Source organism: Streptomyces sp. NBC_00080 (assembly GCF_045041255.1).
Classification (GTDB): Bacteria; Actinomycetota; Actinomycetes; order Streptomycetales; family Streptomycetaceae; genus Streptomyces; species Streptomyces coriariae.
This window is the reverse complement of the sequence record NZ_CP108235.1, coordinates 9,578,952-9,597,503: the sequence shown is the minus strand read 5'-3', so window position 1 is coordinate 9,597,503 and position 18,552 is coordinate 9,578,952. Positions and strand designations below refer to the sequence as shown.

Annotated in this window: 20 protein-coding genes and 2 pseudogenes; 13 read left to right on the top strand and 9 right to left on the bottom strand. The window is 68.6% G+C overall.

Translation table 11 applies throughout. The features are described 5' to 3' along the window. Positions 1-67 precede the first annotated feature (67 nt). Together OHU34_RS42855 and OHU34_RS42850 are read right to left on the bottom strand one after the other, a co-directional pair. Positions 68-352 (bottom strand): hypothetical protein, encoded by a 285-nt coding sequence (locus OHU34_RS42855; protein ID WP_405772046.1) that lies wholly within the window; start codon positions 350-352, stop codon positions 68-70. Between the two features lie 324 nt (positions 353-676). After that, complete coding sequence (locus OHU34_RS42850; protein ID WP_405772043.1) at positions 677-883, bottom strand: hypothetical protein; 207 nt, start codon at positions 881-883, stop codon at positions 677-679. Positions 884-1,011: 128 nt separating this feature from the next. Between OHU34_RS42850 and OHU34_RS42845 the strand changes: the two genes are divergently transcribed. Further along, positions 1,012-2,262, top strand: coding sequence for an IS701 family transposase (locus OHU34_RS42845; RefSeq protein WP_405772108.1), 1,251 nt, complete (start codon positions 1,012-1,014; stop codon positions 2,260-2,262). A 126-nt stretch (positions 2,263-2,388) separates the two neighbouring features. On the opposite strand, the gene OHU34_RS42840 is transcribed toward OHU34_RS42845, so the two are convergent. The 3 genes from OHU34_RS42840 to OHU34_RS42830 form a co-directional block, all read right to left on the bottom strand. Further along, a complete protein-coding gene (locus OHU34_RS42840) occupies positions 2,389-3,027 on the bottom strand; it encodes an IS630 family transposase (RefSeq protein ID WP_142270182.1) in 639 nt (212 codons plus the stop codon). Then, on the bottom strand, positions 2,913-3,467 hold the full coding sequence (locus tag OHU34_RS42835; protein ID WP_235034776.1) for a helix-turn-helix domain-containing protein: 555 nt from the start codon (positions 3,465-3,467) through the stop codon (positions 2,913-2,915). The genes OHU34_RS42840 and OHU34_RS42835 overlap by 115 nt, the downstream gene beginning before the upstream one ends. Positions 3,468-3,828: 361 nt before the next feature. Then, positions 3,829-4,359, bottom strand: coding sequence for a hypothetical protein (locus OHU34_RS42830; protein WP_405772041.1), 531 nt, complete (start codon positions 4,357-4,359; stop codon positions 3,829-3,831). A gap of 292 nt (positions 4,360-4,651) precedes the next feature. Here OHU34_RS42830 and OHU34_RS42825 point away from each other — a divergent pair, with 292 nt between their 5' ends. From OHU34_RS42825 to OHU34_RS42815, 3 genes and pseudogenes are all read left to right on the top strand, one after another. Next, positions 4,652-5,200 (top strand): DUF4262 domain-containing protein, encoded by a 549-nt coding sequence (locus tag OHU34_RS42825; RefSeq protein WP_405772038.1) that lies wholly within the window; start codon positions 4,652-4,654, stop codon positions 5,198-5,200. Between the two features lie 237 nt (positions 5,201-5,437). Then, positions 5,438-5,836, top strand: a complete 399-nt coding sequence (locus OHU34_RS42820) for a hypothetical protein (RefSeq protein ID WP_142270817.1) — start codon at positions 5,438-5,440, stop codon at positions 5,834-5,836. A 472-nt stretch (positions 5,837-6,308) separates the two neighbouring features. Beyond that, positions 6,309-6,605, top strand: a pseudogene (locus tag OHU34_RS42815) (replication-relaxation family protein); the annotation flags it as partial. On the opposite strand, the gene OHU34_RS42810 reads toward OHU34_RS42815, so the two are convergent. Then, the gene (locus OHU34_RS42810; RefSeq protein WP_405772549.1) at positions 6,542-6,712 is read right to left on the bottom strand and encodes a hypothetical protein; all 171 of its coding nucleotides are present in this window, start codon (positions 6,710-6,712) and stop codon (positions 6,542-6,544) included. The pseudogene OHU34_RS42815 and the gene OHU34_RS42810 sit on opposite strands and share 64 nt — an antisense overlap. Positions 6,713-7,890: 1,178 nt before the next feature. On the opposite strand from OHU34_RS42810, the gene OHU34_RS42805 reads away from it, so the two are divergent. The 7 genes from OHU34_RS42805 (at position 7,891) to OHU34_RS42775 (ending at position 14,241) form a co-directional block, all read left to right on the top strand. Then, positions 7,891-9,126 carry a sodium:proton antiporter gene (locus OHU34_RS42805; protein ID WP_142270818.1) on the top strand — a complete coding sequence of 412 codons (1,236 nt, stop codon included), beginning with the start codon at positions 7,891-7,893 and terminating at the stop codon, positions 9,124-9,126. After that, positions 9,113-9,574, top strand: coding sequence for a CBS domain-containing protein (locus OHU34_RS42800; protein ID WP_142270819.1), 462 nt, complete (start codon positions 9,113-9,115; stop codon positions 9,572-9,574). The genes OHU34_RS42805 and OHU34_RS42800 overlap by 14 nt, the downstream gene beginning before the upstream one ends. Next, positions 9,571-10,869, top strand: a complete 1,299-nt coding sequence (locus OHU34_RS42795) for an SLC13 family permease (protein ID WP_142270820.1) — start codon at positions 9,571-9,573, stop codon at positions 10,867-10,869. The genes OHU34_RS42800 and OHU34_RS42795 overlap by 4 nt, the downstream gene beginning before the upstream one ends. Positions 10,870-11,025: 156 nt before the next feature. Beyond that, entirely contained in the window at positions 11,026-11,541 is a 516-nt protein-coding gene (locus OHU34_RS42790; protein WP_405772034.1) for a hypothetical protein, read from the top strand. Between the two features lie 78 nt (positions 11,542-11,619). Beyond that, the gene (locus tag OHU34_RS42785) at positions 11,620-13,053 is read left to right on the top strand and encodes a flotillin family protein (protein WP_405772031.1); all 1,434 of its coding nucleotides are present in this window, start codon (positions 11,620-11,622) and stop codon (positions 13,051-13,053) included. Between the two features lie 257 nt (positions 13,054-13,310). Beyond that, a complete protein-coding gene (locus OHU34_RS42780) occupies positions 13,311-13,547 on the top strand; it encodes a hypothetical protein (protein ID WP_142270823.1) in 237 nt (78 codons plus the stop codon). A 193-nt stretch (positions 13,548-13,740) separates the two neighbouring features. After that, positions 13,741-14,241, top strand: a complete 501-nt coding sequence (locus OHU34_RS42775) for a CBS domain-containing protein (RefSeq protein WP_142270824.1) — start codon at positions 13,741-13,743, stop codon at positions 14,239-14,241. An 87-nt stretch (positions 14,242-14,328) separates the two neighbouring features. On the opposite strand, the pseudogene OHU34_RS42770 reads toward OHU34_RS42775, so the two are convergent. Continuing rightward, positions 14,329-15,197: pseudogene (locus OHU34_RS42770) on the bottom strand (IS5 family transposase). A 323-nt stretch (positions 15,198-15,520) separates the two neighbouring features. Between OHU34_RS42770 and OHU34_RS42765 the strand changes: the two are divergent. Beyond that, positions 15,521-15,931, top strand: a complete 411-nt coding sequence (locus tag OHU34_RS42765) for a RidA family protein (RefSeq protein ID WP_230195861.1) — start codon at positions 15,521-15,523, stop codon at positions 15,929-15,931. A gap of 576 nt (positions 15,932-16,507) precedes the next feature. Here OHU34_RS42765 and OHU34_RS42760 read toward each other — a convergent pair. Next, positions 16,508-16,822, bottom strand: a complete 315-nt coding sequence (locus tag OHU34_RS42760) for a hypothetical protein (protein ID WP_405772027.1) — start codon at positions 16,820-16,822, stop codon at positions 16,508-16,510. 138 nt (positions 16,823-16,960) lie between these two features. Further along, complete coding sequence (locus OHU34_RS42755) at positions 16,961-17,524, bottom strand: SRPBCC domain-containing protein (protein WP_405772024.1); 564 nt, start codon at positions 17,522-17,524, stop codon at positions 16,961-16,963. A 4-nt stretch (positions 17,525-17,528) separates the two neighbouring features. Between OHU34_RS42755 and OHU34_RS42750 the strand changes: the two genes are divergently transcribed. Next, on the top strand, positions 17,529-18,464 hold the full coding sequence (locus OHU34_RS42750) for a LysR family transcriptional regulator (RefSeq protein WP_405772021.1): 936 nt from the start codon (positions 17,529-17,531) through the stop codon (positions 18,462-18,464). The last annotated feature ends 88 nt before the right edge of the window (positions 18,465-18,552 follow it).

Below are 18,552 nucleotides of genomic sequence, written 5' to 3'. Positions count from 1 at the left end.
CCGGCGACCTCAAAGCAAGCTCTGGAGGGCAGGGGCTTCCTGCGCCGCCCGCATCCGGCGACGGCGCCTACGCGGTGCGAGGCTCCAGCCAGGCCGCCTGTGTGCAGTCTCCGAAGGGCGTCGGTGACTCGATGACCGAGCCCGCGATCTGCGACACCGGCCGGGCCGCCGTCCACCGACAACCCATCGGCGGGAGCAGCGACATCGCGGCGGGATACCGGACGGAATTCCCTCCCACCTCGCCCAGCAGCGCCCACACCGTACGCTCGGAGACACCCACCGTCTCGGCGACCGCACGCACATGCCGCGTGGCCAGCTCCCCCGCCTGCTGCCGCTCCAGCAGACGACGCACCACCAACCCCCTGGGCAGCACAGGCCCACGGCCGGCCCTTACCTCTTGGTCCACCCCCCGATCACACCGACCGGGCCCACCTCACCGCAAGAACTCTCGAACCTGAGACAGCATCAGCTGCCATGCGATAAAGCCCCACGACAGCGATCCCACCCATCGATCTCTCATCTCATGACAGCGGACCACCCACCCGCAAACACCCACTGACTAGCCCCGTAACACCAACCCTGGACCAGCAGGACCGACTCTCACCAACACCGACGCGAAGCCGAGAGATCGCAGCCGGCCGGGCGGGCCTTCTGCCCGGCCCACAGTTGTGTGGTCTCAGCGGCGGGTCGTGTAGATGTGCAGGATGTCGCCTATGGGCTCTTCCGTGCCGTCGGGATTCTTCCGGATGCCGGGGGCCGTGTTGAAGCGCAGCGTGGGCCCGCGCTTGGTGAGCTGAACCCTGTCGAGTGCTGTGGGCCGGTCCGGGTGGCCGACGACGACCTGTTCGCAGGTGTCCGCGAGGTTCTGGTTGCAGCTGATCACTCAGCTGAGCTTGACCTCTTCGGCGGATGTTCCTTGGCCGGGCATTAGTAGGGCTTGGTCAGCTTCACTCGTGGGTGGCGTGTCCGCTGGTCCGTGAGGGTCGTTGAGGTGGTGTGACACCTGAGGAGATGGCCGGGGTCCGGGAGGACCTGGAGGCGTTCGCGGCGGAGTTGTTCGACGGGTTCTTCCGTGCGGATCAGCGGCGGTGGGGGCAGGCGTATGTGCGCGGATTGCTTTTGGACGGGCGGCGCAAGTCGGTGGAGCCGATGGCGGCCCGACTGGGTGAGGACGGTAACCGTCAGGCGCTGGCGCACTTCATCACCTCCAGCCCGTGGGATCCGGCGCATGTGCGGGCCCGGCTGGCCTGGCGGATGCACGAGGCGATCGGGGCGGAGGCATTGATCGTCGACGACACCGGCTTCTTGAAGGACGGGGACGCCTCGGCGTGTGTGTCGCGGCAGTACACCGGCACCGCGGGCAAGGTCACCAAATGCCAGGTGGGGGTGTCGCTGCACCTGGCCCGGGATCATGCCTCGGCGGCGGTGAACTGGCGGCTGTTCATGCCCGCGTCCTGGGATCCGGTCTCTGCGGAAGCGGATGCGGACAAGGTCGCCCGCCGCAGTCGCTGCGGCATCCCCGACCGGGTGGGCCACGTCGAGAAGTGGCAGCTGGCCCTGGACATGATCGACGAGACCCGCTCGTGGGGCATCGACATCCCCCTGGTCGTCGCGGACGCCGGATACGGGGACGCCGCCGCCTTCCGCCACGGTCTGGAAGAACGCGACCTGCCCTATGCGGTGGGCATTTCCTCCCGCCACACCGCCCATCCGGCCGACGCCCGGCCGGTCCAGCCCGCCTATGCGGGCACCGGCCGGCCACCGCGAATGCAGTATCCCGAGCCTGCACAGACCGTGAAAGACCTGGTCGTCGCGGCCGGGAGGACGGCCGCGAGGCCGGTGTCCTGGCGAGAAGGCTCCCGCCCGGGCAGAGGAATCAGCGGCGTCAAACGCATGCACTCGCGGTTCGTGGCTCTGCGCATCCGCCCGGCCGGACGCGGCGTCCGCCAGGCCGCCGACGGTCCTGAACTGCCCGAACGCTGGCTGCTGGCCGAATGGCCGGCCACCGAACCCGAACCCGTGCAGTTCTGGCTCTCCAGCCTGCCCTCCGGCATGCCGCTGGCGACCCTGGTCCGGCTGGTCAAGCTCCGCTGGCGCATCGAACACGACTACCGCGAGATGAAACAGGCCCTGGGCCTGGCCCACTTCGAAGGCCGCACCTGGGGCGGCTGGCACCACCACGTCACCCTCGTCTCGGCCGCCCACGCCTTCTGCACCCTGCAACGACTGGCACGAGACCCAAAAGACGCGGCGCAGGTCTGAGCCTCTACCAAGTCGTCCGAGAACTCCAGACACTTCTCGCCGCCTGGGCTGGCGCCTGCCCCACCTGCCACCGCGACATACCCACACCGATACGGACCTGACCAAGCCCTACTAGTGCTGGATTCCTCATTGGATGTACACATACCGGCGCCGAAATAGGCGAGTGGGTGGTGCCGGTCTGCCCCATACCCAGGGCTGGGCTCGGGTGTTGAGCTGGGATGTTGCGAGGAGGGTGGCGTGTTCGATCTCGGCTGGTCTCGCGAAGGACTGGCCTGCGAGGGCGGCCTTGCGGAAGATGCGCCACCAGCCCTCCTGGAGGTTGAGCCAGCAGGCGCCGACGGGGATGAAGACGTGCCGGATTCTGGGGTGGTCCTCCAGCCAGGTCCGAGTGGAAAGGCTGTTGTGCGAGGACAGGTTGTCGGTGACGACGTAGATGTCCCCGGTGGGATTGGCTGCCTCGACCATCTGAAGAAACTGCTGGTAGTAGGCACTGTTGCGGGATGGTGCGGTCATGGTGATCTCGTGTCCGTCCCGTACTCGCAGTGCGCCGTAGACCCAGGTCTTCTCTGGTCCGCGACCGTAATCGACTTCGGACTTGATGCGGTGGCCGTCCGGCGACCAGCCCGGCGCCGGGGGGAACGTGCGGGGGATCACCGGTCCAAGCTCGTCGGCGCAGACGACCGTCGCGCCCTCGGGCGGGCAGGTGTAGAGCTCGATGATCCTGGTCCTTTTCCCTCGAAGTCCGCGTCTCTCGAGCGGGTCCATGACCGGGTGCGGCGCCAGCGCACCCCCTCGGCCAGCAGGATCCGTCGGACCTGACTGCGGCCGACCCCAATGCCCAGCCTCCTGGCCTCGGCGGCCAGCGCGTCCAGGGTCCACTCCGGCGGTCCGGACTCATCCTCCGCAGCCAGCTCGCCGTCGGCCTGCACAGTCAGCCGGCCCGGCGCCGGCTGCTTGACCAGGCCGATGATCCTGGAGCGTTCCGACTCGGTGATCCGCCGCTTGCGGCCCTGCCCGCCCAGATCCTCCAGCCCGTCCAGACCCAAGCGGTTGAAGCGGTGCAACCAGCGGCGGACCGTCTTGGGACTGCACCCCAACTCGTCCGCGATGGCCGGCACCCGCGGCCCGGCCCAGCTCAACTCGACCATCCGCGCCCGCAGCACCAGATCACGCGGCGCCTTACGCGCTCGCGACAGCCGACGCACGGCCCGTTGCTCGTTCTCGTCACGGCTCGGCCGTGCCCGTAACACCACCGTCCAGCACCCGCCCCGAGTACTCGACTTACCCCGCCACCAGGACTTGTACCCAGGGAATGAGGAATCCAGCACTAGTCCCGTACGAAATCACGCGGTGCGGTCGGCTGGTGAACAGCACGTTGAGCACACGCTCGATCTACGGCGACACACAAGTACCGGCCGCCGTTCCCACGGCTCCTCCCGCCCGGCGATACGGTCCTGGACCTCGAGGGCCTGTGGCTGGTGGGATCCCTGGTACTCCAGGCGTAGATGGTGATCTCGCAGTGTCAGCCACTACCGCGGTCGTGCCGCCGCTCCCAGTGCTCGATCCTCAGGGCCCATAGACGAGATCCGTACCGCCGCTGGCCTCAATCGGCCAGGACAGCGAACCGCTGCCGAACGGCCAGCCCGTGGTAGCCACCTGCACCCAGCCACCCGACTCATCGGTTCCCGCGTGCCACCACCACCAGCTGCGATCGTCACCCATCCCTTCCTCGGTCGGGTCGAAGTAGTACAGCCATCCCGAGAGCGTCCACGGCCCCTGATCGACAGCCGCCCTCTGCTCCGGCGTCATCGCCCGCCACTGCCGCAGCCATGCCTCGGCGTCGAAGGCCTCACCAGGCTCCGGCTCCGGGTGTTCGGGCGCGCACCGCTGGATGAACCACGCCGGCAGCAGCTGCGGCCAGCGCTCAAAAGCAGGCCAGTCAGCCACCCGCTCGACCACGCCCGCCAACACCGCACGCGCATGGGAGATGACCCCAGCCGGATCCTCGGCGGTGAACCGGACACGCACGAGGAACGGACGCAGCTGATCGTCCTCAGCTCCCGGCTCGGATCGAAGGCGCTGCAGCTCGCCCATCATGATTCCCACGGTGCCGAAGTGTGCACCAGTACCGGCCTGACCGCACCTCAATACAACCAGAACCCAGGGACCACGATCGGTACGGCTGGGCACCTGCTTTTCGTCGGTAGTGGAAGGCGCGGACGCAGGGTTGATGCCGTCGTCGCCAGCGCAGCGCGCAGAGCAGCAAGCCGCTGCTGGCTGATCACCGAGGTGGGGCCGTTCGCTGGTGCCGGCCCTCCAGCTCCAGCCAAGGTTGCCAAAGGCGAACCCCGGCTGCCCGACTCAAACGCTCACCTCGTAGCCTCCGCGCATGACTGATGATCCGTTCCAGTGCCGCTGCGTCCTCTGCCATGACTACGGTGACCGAGACGAAGCGGACCGCATGGATCTGACGATCATCGAGAATGTGCAGCAGCACGGATGGCACGTCGTGATGGTTCCCGAGGACGAGAGCGGTCCTGGGTTCGCCTACACGATCGGTCTGTCGCACACTCACGGCGCACCTGAACTCGCCATGTTCGGGCTCGATGTCCACGCCATGCACCGCATGCTCAACAGGCTCGGAGCGAAGTCCGCCGCGGGTGCTGTACTGGCTGGCGGCCAGAAGCATACTGACGTTGGCGACGGTCACCAAGTCGCGCTCAGACAGGTCGATCTCCGCTGGTACCGGACCTTCTTCGGGCGTGCCATCGGGTTCTACCGACGGCCTCCTTTTCCTGTGTTGCAAGTTGCGTGGCCCGACGTGGGTGACCGCTTTCACTGGGAACAGCAGGCTGAAGCGAAGCATCGGGAGTCGCAGCCTCAGCTATGGCTGCCACCGAGTGAGCACCCTGTCGGGGTCTGGACGACCGAGCTCTGACGTAGGACGTACCGACCAGCGACGGACCAAGACCGTCGCAAGGAGCTACTTGGTTCTGTTCACGGCCTCGCGCTCGCCTGTCGGACCGGGGCCCGCATGGTGAGAGTCTTTGGCTTCACGGAAAGTGAGCCAGAACCCGAGAACGGGAGGTATCTCGTGGTCACTCTGTGGGCCGTGCAGAGGTAGGTGTCGGCCGGACCACGAGCCGGCTTCGGCGCGCCCCATAGGGTGGTCTTGATGTTCGACCATTTGGAGATACGGGTGTTGCCGCCGGGACCCCGGTTCGCTGCCCAGTTGCGGTTCTGGGTCAACGGCGAGGACGTGATCGAGGGGGCGCTCTACGAGGGCGGCCGTGGGCCGTTCGCGGCAGACGTGCTACCTGCTGCCCGGCCCAGCCTCCTGCGGGCGACCAGCGAGGCACGCCGTCTGGAACTGGGGGAACCGGAGTGCACGGGCGGTTGCTGCGGTTTCCTGTCCGTCGTAGTGCAACGGTTCGGGGACATCGTGCAGTGGTCGGACTGGGACGTCCCGCCCACCCCCGCCTCCCCGCCGCCGGAGTTCCACTTCGACGCCAGCCAGTACGACGCCGAAGTGGCTCGCACTGAGGCAGACCGGTGGTGGCAGGTCCACACGTAGCCCAGCACGGCGCCACTGCCCTGGCTGCGGGCTCTCACCGTCGCCGAGTCCTTGGCCAAGGGGGAACGCCCCCAGCCGACCCGGTGCTGTCGAAACTCGTGACCATTCGGACCAAGCCGCAGTGGCCAACCGTCTCCCGAACCGACGCCGAAGTGCTGTGCGTTCTCGTGCACAGTGCCAGATACTGAAGCAAGATCCTCGCAATCGAACATCGAGGTAACCGTCCGCGACCGCTCCCCAATATCTGTGCCAGAACCCGGAACTCGTGAACAGATCCACGCGCGGGAGTGCCGACGGGCGGGTACTGCTGTGGGTGGGGTGTCGGCCCGGACGGGGGCGGTGTTGTCGCACCGTGACCGTGGTCGGGCTCGGGTGGTTGGAGGTGTGGTCGGGGCCGGCTGGTGCGCTCGGTCGTACACGCGGTGCCGCATCAGGGCGCTACCACACCGTGTGGGTGCGGGAGTTGCAGACGATGACGATGGCAAGAACGCGGGCGGATGTGGATGCCGGCGGCGGGGACCGGCTGGCGTTGGCGGTGCTGGTGCGGTACCGGATGGCGACCACCGAGCAGATGCATCTGATCACCGCCCCGCGGATGCGGGTCGAGCAGACCAGACGGCAGCTGGCCAAGATCCGCGCCGAGGGCCTGGTCGACCGGATCGCCCTGCCGCCGACGGGGCGTAGCCGGGTGTGGTTCGCCACCGGCTACGGGGGGCGGGTGGCTGCGGAGTGGCCGGAGCTGCGCGGCCGGCGCCCGCCGAAGCTTGTGTCGGATCCGGTCGCCGCGCGGCTGCGGGTGAGCCACACGCTGACCGTCACGGATACGAGGCCCTCGTCCAGCGTCAGCAGGCGCAACCGCTCGGTGTCGTGCTCCATGGGCGCGAAGTCGATCTCATCGAGGTCAAGGTGTTCGCAGCCGTCCGTGATCAGGGCAACGTCACAGACCGTCGGCAGCACGGCAGGACAACGCCTGCGGCCCGAGCCGGCCGTGGGTATGGCCCACCCATTCCCGGGCTGTGTCCTCGGCCTCCATTGGTGGGCCTGGTTCAGCGCCCAGATCGCCCAGACGAACACGGCCAGCGACAGCACAACGGCCGTCGTGCCGAGTGCGACTCCCGCCCTCGCCCGAGAGGGAGTCGCCTCCTCCTGGTCCCGCGCCCTGCGCAGCGCGTCGCCATCGGAGGCGGCATGCTGGGCGTCGGACCGGTCATGGCCGGACGGGCCCTTCCGCCCGGCCGGCTACGGCGGGCGTGTTCCGGGTGGCTCCACCCGAAGGACGGCACCGACGACCGGGGCCATCGCGTCCGTGAACATCCACGGCAGGTGCTACACCTCCTGCCCCTGCCGGGTCACGTGTGTACCCCGATCCGCAGGAGCTGCGCCAACAAGTCGGCGCGGCGCAGCAGCGGTTCGACCACTTCTTGCGTGACGTGTACGCGTTCCCCCTCGGGCCGCAGGCTCCCGGGAGGGTACTCACCGTGCCTGTGGGAGCGCGCTGGGAAGCTGTCTGAATCGTCACGGCGTGCAGCCATCCCACGTGCCTCCTCGCAGAACGGACCTGTGGAACTCACCCGCCGGCCACGTCGCGGAGCTGAGCGCCTGTCCTGCGGTTGCTGTCCTCTACTGCTGGGACATCTGATGCCCGTAGAGAAGACAGCTGATCCTTCCCGGGGGTTGCGCTGTCCCGCCGATGCGTCTCCGGTGACGACCCCGCCAAGCTGCTGCTCGTGTTCCTCGGGCTGACCGGGGTCAGCGCCGGGCTCGCCCAGAAGCTGAACGTGTCCACTGGGCCGCGCTGCACCATCCCGAACGACCGGGCACGGCCGGTCCTGCGTCAGACGGCATCGCCCGCGAGCTGCGGTCGGAGCGGAGCATGGCACATGGGCGGGCCGAGACGGTTTCCTTTCCGGAACCCGGCAGTTACCGGCAGGTCAGAGTGCGTACCGGCGACCTGTCAGTGCCGTGTAAAGAACGTGTAGGGTTCCCAGCGGTGTGCCGGGAAGCCTGGTCGGCGATGTGAGGACAACTCTCTTCGTTGATCGGGGGTTCAGGTCATGGTGCTCGTCGTGGTCTTCGGGCTGGCATTGCTCATCGCGGTGCTGCTGTCAGGTCTGGCCGCCCGGACCGTACTGTCCACCTCGTTTCTCTTCCTGGTCGGCGGCGCGCTGGTCAGCGACGGTTTCCTGGGGCTGATCCACATCACGCCGGACAGCGAGATCGTGTCCGTGACCGCTGATCTGGCTCTGTTCGCGGTGCTGTTCACCGATGGCATGCACGTCTCCTTTCCCAAGCTGCGCGCCCACTGGCGCAACCCAGCGCGCGCCCTCGGGCTCGGCATGCCGCTCGCCTTCGTCGGTATGGCGCTGATCACGCATTACCTGGTGGGCCTGGATTGGACGACCTCGTTCCTCGTCGGTGCCGTGCTGGCGCCGACCGACCCGGTGTTCGCCTCGGCGATCGTGGGGCGCAAGGAGGTCCCGGCAAAGCTGCGGCAGTTGCTGAACGTGGAGAGCGGCATCAACGACGGGCTCGCTCTGCCGGTCGTGCTCATCTTGATCGCCGCGGCCGGGCCCACCTCCGGGCACGCAGAGGCGTCGCTGGGGAAGATCGCGCTCGAGCTGGTCCTCGGGCTGGCGTTCGGTGTCGTCCTGCCGTTCGTGGTGATCGAGCTCGTCCGGTTCCGGCTGCTGGGCGCCGAGCCCAAACTGCAGCCGCTGCTGCCGCTGGCGATCGGCGTGATCCTGTACGCGGCCTGCCACCTGACGCACGCCAACCCCTACCTCGCCGCATTTTCGGCGGGTGCGGTGCTCACCGCGCGGTCCCTGGAGGCGAAGGAGTCGTTCGAGCCGCTTGGCGAGGCGCTGGCGGAGCTGGCCAAATTCGCGGCGCTGCTGGTGTTCGGTGCGCTGCTGACGCCTCAGTTGTTCGGGGACCTGTCCTTGGGCGGCTACGTCGCTGTGGTCCTGGCCATCGTGCTGATCCGCCCGGCCTCTCTGCTGCTCTCCCTGCTCGGCACCCGGTTCGACCGGCGGGAGAAGCTCGTCGCCGCGTGGTTCGGGCCGAAGGGCTTCGCGTCGGTGGTGTACGGGCTGCTGGTGCTGCAGGCCGGGATCCCGCAGGGCGAGGAGGCGTTCACCCTCATCGCCGTGTGCATCGCCTTCTCGATCATCGCGCACAGCTCGACCGACGTACCGATCGCCCGCATGTTCGACGTGGAGGACCTCGTCGGTGTGCCCGACGGCGACGAAGCACCCCGTCCCGCCAAGGAGGCCGGCCGTGTGGGCGCATGAACTCGCCGAGCCCTACCCGTACGTCTCCACCGACGCCCTCGCCAGCGACGCGGCCCGGCTGCCGGCCGAGCACAAGCTGCCCGCGCGGCTGGTCGTCGACCGGGACGACCAGCCGTACGCCGTCGTGTGCGGATCGCAGCCCGTCGGGCGGCACGTGCCCGGGTACGCCCTGCAGGATCCGCTGCCCGCGGCCGGCTGCGACGACGACCGCGACCTGGTCTACGTGCGGGACACGCTTGCCGGTCTCACGGTCGCGGAATGGCTGCCGTGCCGCAATTTCCGGCCGCCGACGGTCGGTCCCGACGCCAGCGGCATGCACATCGCGGCTCTCATGGTTCGCACGCACACCCCGCTGGTCACTGTCGTCGAGCGCGATGGCGACCAGGCCTGGCTGGTCGGCGCGGTGACGGCCGCCCGGCTGATGGAACGACTCATCGGAGGAACGTGAACGGCTGGCAGAGTTGGGCGGCGATCGTCGTCTTCGTCGCGACGTACGGCCTGATCATCAGCGAGAAGATCCACCGCGTGGGCGCCGCCCTCGGCGGCGCCGCGCTGATGCTCGCGATCGGCGCGACCGACGACAAATCCGCCTTCTTCTCCGAGCACTCCGGCGTCGACTGGAACGTCATCTTCCTGCTCATGGGCATGATGATGATCGTCGGCGTACTGAAGAAGACCGGCCTGTTCGAGTACCTGGCCATCTGGGCGGTCAAGCGGGCACAGGCCAGACCCTTCCGCGTGATGGTCATGCTCATCGTGATCACGGCGATGGCCTCGGCGCTGCTCGACAACGTCACCACGGTTCTGCTCATCGCCCCGGTCACCCTGCTGGTCTGCGAGCGTCTGGCCCTGCCCGCCGCCCCGTTCCTGATCGCCGAGGTGTTCGCATCCAACATCGGCGGCATCGCGACCCTGGTCGGCGACCCTCCCAACATCATCATCGCCAGCCGGGCCGGCCTGACCTTCAACGACTTCCTCGTCCACCTTGCCCCGCTGGCCGCAGTCCTCGTCGTCGTGCTCATCGCCCTGTGCCGCTTCCTGTTCCGTAGGTCCTTCGTCTACGACGAGGCGCACGCCGAGGAGGTCATGGCCCTTCAGGAGGGTGAGGCCATCAAGGACCCCCGGCTGCTCGTCCAGGGGCTCGTGGTGCTCGCCTTGGTCGTCGTCGGCTTCGTGCTCCACCCGGTGCTGCACTACGAGCCCAGCGTCGTCGCCCTGCTGGGCGCGGGCCTGCTCATCGCGGTGTCCGCAGTGGAGACCGGTGAGGTGCTGGGCGAGGTCGAATGGCCCACCCTCGCGTTCTTCGCCGGGCTGTTCATCATGATCGGCGGTCTGATCGAGACCGGCGTCATCGGCGAGGTCTCCAAGGCGCTCGCGGACGCCATCGGGGACAACGAACTCGGCGGCTCGATGCTGCTGCTCGGCGCGTCGGCCGTGCTGTCGGGCATCGTGGACAACATCCCCTACGTCGCGACAATGGCGCCGATCACCAGCGACCTGGTGCAGTCGATGGGCGGTTCGGGCGATCACGTCATGTGGTGGGCCCTGGCCATCGGTGCGGACCTGGGCGGCAACGCCACCGCAATCGGCGCGAGCGCCAACGTGGTCGTGCTCGGCATCGCCGAACGCAACCGGCAGCCCATTTCCTTCTGGCAGTTCACCAAGTACGGCCTGGTCGTCACCGCCGTCACCGTGGCGCTGTCGGCGGGGTACGTGTGGCTGCGCTACTTCGCCCTCGCCTGACTTTGGAGGGAGACGCACGGCATGCTCCTGCGCGGACGTGCACGGCAGGCATTAAGAGCCTGTAAAGACTGCCGGAGCCCGGCAATGACCGCAGCCGTCGGCGCGTGGGACCATCCTCGTGGCGTGGCGCGAACGACCAGGGGGAGATGAGGTTCCGTGGCTTTCTTTCTGGGTCTCGGCATTGCGGGTCTGGTCCTGCTGGTGCTCGCGCTCGTCTTCGACGGTCTCCTCGAGGGGCTCTTCGACGGCATCGGGGTGCTCGAGGGGCTGTTCGACGGGCTGCTGTCACTTCCGGTGATCGCCGGGTTCGTCTCGATGCTCGGTTTCGGCGGGGCGATCGTGCTCGGCGCCACGGACCTCGGAGCGGGAGCCGCGGCCGTGGTGGGGGCGGGCGCGGGAGTCGGGGCGGGCTGGCTGACCTGGCGCCTGAGCCGGGCTCTGATGCGGGACGAGCCCAGCACGAGCCCGCGCGGCACGGACCTGGTGGGCACCTCCGGCTCCGTGGTCACACCGATCCCGGTCGGCGGCTACGGCGAGGTGCTGGTGTATCTGGCGGGCCAGCCGGTGAAGTACGCCGCGAGAAGCGCCGGCCCCGTCGAGCTCGGTACCGAGGTGTGGGTCGAGGAAGCCCTGTCGGCCACCTCCCTGGCAGTACGCCCGGTCGGCTGCTGAGTCTTCGTCCGTTGATTGTTGTTGTTCATTCGTTCCGCCCCGCATACAGGGGACGGGATTTCCAAGAGGGGCATTGTCATGAGTCCTGTTCTCGTCGCGATCGTTGGAGTCGTCGTACTCCTCGTCCTGCTGGCTCTGGTCGTGGTCACGCGCTACAAGGTGGCCGGACCGAGTGAGGCGTTCATCGTCACGGGGCGGCGCGGCAAGAAGGCGACCGATCCGGAAACCGGCCGGGTCTTCACCGACAACAGCGGGCAGAAGGTCGTGGTCGGCGGCGGTGTGTTCGTCGTGCCGTTCGTGCAGCAGAAGTTCACCCTCGACCTGTCCTCTCGGCACATCCCGGTGGCGGTGCGCGGCGCGGTCACCCTGCGTGGCGTCAAGGCGCACCTCGAAGGCGTCGCCATCGTCAAGGTCGGCGGCAGCGAGGACTCCATCCGGGCCGCTGCCCAGCGATTCCTGATGCAGCAGGACGGCATCGTCGGGTTCACCCAGGAGGTGCTCTCAGGCGCGCTGCGTGCCATCGTCGGCCGGATGTCGGTGGAGGACATCATCCGCGACCGGGCCGCATTCGCGGGTCAGGTCGCCGAGGAGGCCGAGGCGAGTCTGTCCGGGCAGGGCCTGGTGCTGGACGCCTTCCAGATCCAGGACATCAGCACCGAAGGCTCCTACCTGGAGGACCTCGGCCGCCCGGAGGCCGCGCGTGCCAAGCAGGAGGCGGACATCGCCGAGGCCGTCGCCCGGCGCGCGGCCGAACAGGCCCGCCTGAAGGCCGAGGAGGAAATCGCGATCGCGCAGCGGACGTTCGCGCTGAAGCAGGCCGAGATCAAGGCCGAGACGGACGAGGCCGCCGCCCGGGCCGCCGCCGCGGGACCACTGGCCGAGGCCGCCCGCCGCCAGGAGGTGCTCGCCGAGCAGGAGAAGGTCGCCGAACGGCAGGCCGCGCTGACCGACCGCGAACTGGACACCAAGGTCCGCAAGCCCGCTGACGCCGCCCGCTACCAGGCCGAGCAGGAAGCCGAGGCCCGCCGGATCGCCCTGGTCAAGCAGGCCGAGGCAGATGCCCAGCGGTCGAGGCTAACCGGTGAGGGCGAGAAGGCACACCGCGCGGCCCTCGCCGACGCCGTCCGTATCGAGGGCGAGGCCGAAGCCGCCGCGATCGGCGCGAAGGGCGCCGCCGAGGCCGAGGCGATGCAGAAGAAGGCGGATGCGTTCGCCCAGTACGGCGACGCGGCCATACTCCAGATGCTCGTCGAGGTCCTGCCCCAGGTCGTCGCCAAGGCATCCGAGCCGCTCAGCGCCATCGACAAGATGACGGTGATATCGACGGACGGCGCGAGCCAGCTGTCGCGGACCGTCGCCGACAACGTCGCCCAGGGGATGGAACTCCTCAGCTCCACCACTGGAGTCGACCTTTCCGAGCTGCTCAAGAACATCACCCAGCGGGCGGGCAGTGCGCAGCCTGCGACCACGGCTCCCGCCGACGCCAACGGAAGGATCGAGGTCACCGGCTGACGTCGGCGCCCGGTGGGGCAATGCGCCCGGACGGTTCTCGAAACCGTCCGGGCGCCCCCTGCGAGTCGGCACTCGTTGTGGGCAGCGGCGCATGTCGTGCGGCCGCTGGGCGGCTTCCCGAATTTGGAGTGTGAGTCGTGTTTCCGTGGCTTTGGCTGATCGGTTGGTCGGCATTCGCTCTCCCTCTGGCGATCGCCTCGTTGCGGGGCTGGGCGCCCGCGCGAGTCCGGCGTCGTACGAGCCCGTGGAGCATCCGCGTGCGAGGAGTGGCCCTGCTGGTGATCTGGATCGGCGGGCTGGTGGGCCCTCTGCTGCGGTGGAGCGGCCTGGACACCGAAGACGCCACATTCTTCGGCGCGATGACGGAGGTCGGCGTGCTGATGTTCGCCGCCGGACTCATCGGCGGATCACAACTCAGCGAACAGTTCTACCGGCGGGCCGTGCGCGCGCAGGCAGACGGGCAGGCGTCTGGCAGCGGCAAGCGCCCGTGGTGACCCGGTTCCGCCCGGCAGTGGGGACCAGAGCCTCGGCAGCCCGCAACCACTCGGACCACGGTCGGTCACCGAGGTGGCGTGATGCGCGATCAAACCGGGCCGCTGCGTACGTGCCGCGTCGATGGCCTGGCCCGCGCTGCGAAACCGTACGACGCTGAGCACAGGAACATTTCCAGTGGAAGAGGAGCCCGCCGTGCGCGCTCGTGACCTGGCGGTCGAATACGAAACAGTGAGCGTCGACAGCGACGCCATGGACGCAGCCCGGCTGATGGCCGAGCACAAACTGCCGGGCCTGCTGGTACTGGACGAGCGGGGTGAGCCGAAGGCGATCCTTCCCGCCTCCCAGATGATCAAAGTGCTGGTGCCCGCCTACGTCATCGAGGACCCGAACCTCGCCGCCGTCGTCGACGAGAAGCACGCCGACCGGCTCTGCCAGGCACTGGCCGGCCGCCGTGTCGGGGACTGCCTGTCCGATAAGGCGGCACCGCCGCCGATCGCCGACCCCGACGACACCGCGCTGGAGGTGGCCGCACTGATGGCACAGGTACACAGCCCGCTGGTAGCGGTCACCGAAAAGGTCAAAGCCGGGCCGGGCGGCCGAGAACACGGCGGTACTCGACTCCTGGGCGTGATCACGGCCTCGCACCTCCTGCACGAACTGCTGGGCGCCGCAGGGACGATGCGCAGTAGGTGACCGCGCCGCGAGACTCGCGCGCGCCAGCCACTGAAAAATGGGACGGAGGTTAAAGAACAAGCTGAGAGGCTGTTTTCTCCCGTTGTTTCATCCCGTGATGCGGGCTTGGTCCGGTGTTGTCGGGTCGCGCCGGGAGATGCTGCTCTCACCTGTGAGACGGCGGGCCATGAGGTCGGTCATGGCGAGGTGGATCATGGCTTCCGGGCGTTCGGGGAGGGTTTCGTGGTCGCGGGCGAGCCGGCGGTGGAGCATGAGCCAGCCGTAGGTTCGCTCGACCGTCCAGCGTTTTGGGATCGGTGTGAAACCCCTAGCCCCAGGGGTGCGTTGGACGATTTCGCGGTCGATGCCGTGGGTGGCTGCGTGCTCGAGGAAGTGTTTGCGGTAGCCGCCGTCGACCCGGATCCTTCGGACGGTGGGATGGGCGGCCGCTGCCTGGTCGAGGAGGGTCTGGCCTGCGGCGGAGTCCTGGACGCTGGCCGCGGCGACCAGGACGGCAAGCAGAAGGCCAAGGGTGTCGGTGATGATGCTCCGCTTCCGCCCGACGATCTTCTTTCCGGCGTCGATGCCCTGGCTTGAGACGTGCACGCTCGTGGAGGTCTTGAGGCTCTGCGCATCGATCACACAGGCCGATGGCTCGGCCTCCCGGCCTTCCTGTTGCCGTAGAGCCGTCTGAGCAGGCCGTTGAGCTGCGCGAATACCCCTTCCTGCTGCCACTTGGCGAAGTAGCTGCATACCGTGTTCCAGTGCGGAAAATCGTGCGGCAGGTAGCGCCACTGCACGCCCGTGCGGTCCACATGGAGGATCGCGTTCATGATCTCGCGCAAGTCATGCTCAGGCGGCCGGCCGAAGTCCAGGGCCCGGCCGCGGCGCTCGAAGCGCCAGGCAGCCAGGACCGGCTCAATCAGCTCCCACCGGGCATCGGACAGATCACTCGGATACGCACGTCGTTCCGTCATGACCTGGGCATACCGCCGACGGGGGCGTGCGTCCAGGCGTGCGTATGCCCTGTCGAAGCACGGAACAGACCCGGGCATCGTGGAGCGAGACAGGCGCAAGCAAACCACCGCCCCATCCGTCACACCCCCAGCCCCACCATGCAGAACCGTCGCCCCTGCCTCACCCGCCGCACAGTGACAGGCAGAAGAAGCCAATCCTGAACACCACACTCAAGATGAAAACGACCTCTGAGCTTGTTCTTTACCCCTCGCGCCGCGTCGGACGGCCGCGCGGTGGGGCAAAATTCGGTGCGTGTCGGGGGCAGACTGGTCAGACTCGCGTCATGACAGCGAAGATCAGCCGCATCAACCCCGATCAGTTGCATGGGACGCCGGGGTACCACCACATCACCGTGGTGGAGACCGGCCGAACGGCATATCTGGCGGGGCAGTGCCCCCTTGACCAGGGCGGCTCTCTCGTCGGCCCGGGCTCCCTCGAGGTGCAAGTCGATCAGGTCGTCGTGAACGCACTTGCTGCCCTTGCGGCGGTCAATGCTCAACCACAGCACGTGGTGCGTTCGGTGATCTACGTCCGAAGCGATGACAGGGAGGACCTGGGCCTCGTCTGGCACCGGCTTGCCGCTTCCGCTCTTGGACCGGCCTTCACGTCCGCCAGCACGCTCTTGGGGGTTGCGCAGTTGGGCTTCGCAGGACAGTTGGTCGAGGTGGACCTCACCGTCGCGCTGCCCGACTGAGCGGCCCCCACGCCTCGAACGGCGTCTCGAACTGCTTCGCCGTCGATGCGCTGCTGGATACGGCGGGGTCCCGGCTTATCCCGCCCTGCGGGCCTCCCTCGAACAGGGCACGGCAGGGGCCGCCTGACCCCGGCGTAGGCGAGCAGGTCGTGCCCGATCGCTGAAAAGCGGACCGCCCAGCGCACCGGACGGCCTTCCCACGCCGACAGTTCCGCACGCGTCTCCCGGCCGGCCGTCTCCACCAGCCCCTCCCCCGCCAGAGCACGCGCACTGCGCTGCGGCGACGGGGCCGCCGTGTCCAGTACCCAGCCGTGTTCGGCCTCTTTCGCGGCCGCCCAGACTGCCCTGAGCGCCTCGAGCGTCCGGTCACTTCTGATGGTGAGGTAGCTCGGGGAGAAGGCTCTCTGCCGTCCAGTTACCGCTGCTGGTCACAGCCCGAGGCTATAGCCCAGAGCCAGCCGGTCCCAGCACCGGCATTCACGTGCGCTCTCGTCCCGGTCATCGACGGCAACCCCCGTACGCACACGGTGCGGCGCCGCCGGCGACTCCGAACGCTGCAGATTGGCTCTGCCCGGCTCACCGCTGCCGGTGACTCCTGCTGCTGGCCGGGTACCTGTTGGCGTACCACCAGCTTTCGATGTCCCCCAGGCCGGACAAGTCCGGCTCCAGCAGGCCATGGTCCACCACCACCTTGGCCCCCTCGGGCAGCAGCCCCACCTCGATGCTCCCCGCGTCCGATCCACAGCGGAACCCTTTCAGGACTTCCAGCGCTTCTGCCTGGCTGCGGCAGATCGGGAGGTGAACCGCGAAGACGCGAGGACTGCCCCCGTGGTGTGCCCCGGCGCGGATCAACAGGCAGATCGCCTCCTCGAAGCACTCCAGGCCACCCACTGTGATCCGGTAACAGGGGCCGACCTCCCCTGTGTGATCGCCGTTGCACGCGGATTCGCTGACGTGAGGGCGGCAGGTTTCGCACTGGTAGCGGCCCCATGATCCCTGTGCCCAGGACACCGACGATTCGCGTGCTGGTCATCGAGCCGCCTTCCCGGACGCGGCACTCACGAGGCCGTCCAGCCATGCCTGGTGGCCGTTGAGCATCGGGTTCGGCCGCTCCCCGGCAAGCGCCGCGGCGGGCCGGCCGATCTGCGTCTCCTGGGTCAGAATCCGCACCCGGCCGCCCGACAGGTCCTCCACGAGCCAGGCGTGGAGCACATCCAGGCGCTCCTCGGGCGCGCCGTCCTGCTTCGCGGTCCACGACAGACGTCCGGGCGCGCCCTGGGCGGGGTCCTGGAACTCGACGACGCGGGCGTCCAGAGGCGGAAAGCCGAAGGTGCCGAAGCTGAAGGCGATGTCCTTCTTCAGCTCGGGGCCGTCGACATGAGGGAAGGAGATGTCGGCGACGTTGTCGTAGTACGACTCCCAGGTCGAGGTGTCCACAAGGTAGCGCCACACCTGGGCGGCGGTCAGACCCTGGACGATCACCTCGTTGGAGACGAAGTTGTCACCGGTGCCGGGCAGGTAGCCCAACGAGCCGTCGTCCGGGACCGAGAAGCCCATCTCGGCCGCGGCACCCATTCCTGCGACCACCCCCACAGGGGTGAGGATCGCCCCGCACGCGGACCTCAACCTGCTCCGTACCTTTCTGGCCGTCTACCGTGCCGGTTCGTTCACCGCGGCGGCTCCCCTGCTCGGCCTGTCCCAGCCAACCGTCACCGCCCAGATCCGCACACTGGAGCAGCAGAGCGGGTACCAGCTGTTCACCCGGCTCCCGCGCGGGGTCGAACCCACTCCCCGCGCCCACGAACTCGCCGCCCGGTCCGCGGCGCCCCTCGACTCCCTGACCTCCCTGGAGAGCGGCCCCCTCACCGGCCGAGCCTCCCCCGTCCACCTCGCCGGCCCCTCCGAGCTGCTGTGCACCCGCGTATTGCCCGCACTCGCCCCGCTGGTTGCCGAGGGGTTGCAGCTCCGCGTCAGCACCGGTCTGACCGAACCGCTCGTGGAAGAGCTCCGGGCCGGCCGGCACGACCTGGTGATCGCCACCCGGCGACCCAGGGGCCGTGCCCTGTCATCCGTGCCCCTCACCGACGAGGAGTACGTCCTCGTGGCAGCCCCCCGCTGGCAGGCACAGGTCGAAGCCGCCCCGGCCGCCGACGACCTCTGCGGAGCACTCAAGGACATCCCGCTGGTCACCTACGCGGAGGACCTGCCCATCGTCCGCCGGTACTGGCGGCTCGTCCTCGGCAGACAGCTCACCGCGCAGGCCGCCGTCACCGTGCCCAACCTGTACGCCGTCGTCTCCGCGGTCGCCGCCGGCTCCGGCTACAGCGTCCTGCCCCGCTCCCTGTGCCAGGACCACCTCGCCGCCGGCACCCTGACCCTCCTCCACGACCCGGACGAGCGCGGGCCGACGGGAACGGGCTCGCGAGGAGACGGTGACGGGCAGCACGGGGCACTGATCAGCAACGATGAGGTGGCCGGGTTCGTCGCCGAGTCGGCTGGTCGGCTGCGTGGGCGGTGGCCGACGCCGATCTGACCCGGCCGGTACAGGCGGTGCGGGAGCTGCGGCGCGCGTCGAGGAGCTAGCATTCGTCGCGCTTCGGGTGGTGCCGTGGCTGTGGGGG

Coding starts and splice junctions, on each gene's coding strand:
- OHU34_RS42845 (WP_405772108.1), top strand. CDS start 1,012: ATGGCCGGGGTCCGGGAGGACCTGGAGGCGTTCGCGGCGGAGTTGTTC.
- OHU34_RS42840 (WP_142270182.1), bottom strand. CDS start 3,027: ATGGACCCGCTCGAGAGACGCGGACTTCGAGGGAAAAGGACCAGGATC.
- OHU34_RS42830 (WP_405772041.1), bottom strand. CDS start 4,359: ATGATGGGCGAGCTGCAGCGCCTTCGATCCGAGCCGGGAGCTGAGGAC.
- OHU34_RS42825 (WP_405772038.1), top strand. CDS start 4,652: ATGACTGATGATCCGTTCCAGTGCCGCTGCGTCCTCTGCCATGACTAC.
- OHU34_RS42820 (WP_142270817.1), top strand. CDS start 5,438: ATGTTCGACCATTTGGAGATACGGGTGTTGCCGCCGGGACCCCGGTTC.
- OHU34_RS42810 (WP_405772549.1), bottom strand. CDS start 6,712: ATGGAGCACGACACCGAGCGGTTGCGCCTGCTGACGCTGGACGAGGGC.
- OHU34_RS42805 (WP_142270818.1), top strand. CDS start 7,891: ATGGTGCTCGTCGTGGTCTTCGGGCTGGCATTGCTCATCGCGGTGCTG.
- OHU34_RS42785 (WP_405772031.1), top strand. CDS start 11,620: ATGAGTCCTGTTCTCGTCGCGATCGTTGGAGTCGTCGTACTCCTCGTC.
- OHU34_RS42765 (WP_230195861.1), top strand. CDS start 15,521: ATGACAGCGAAGATCAGCCGCATCAACCCCGATCAGTTGCATGGGACG.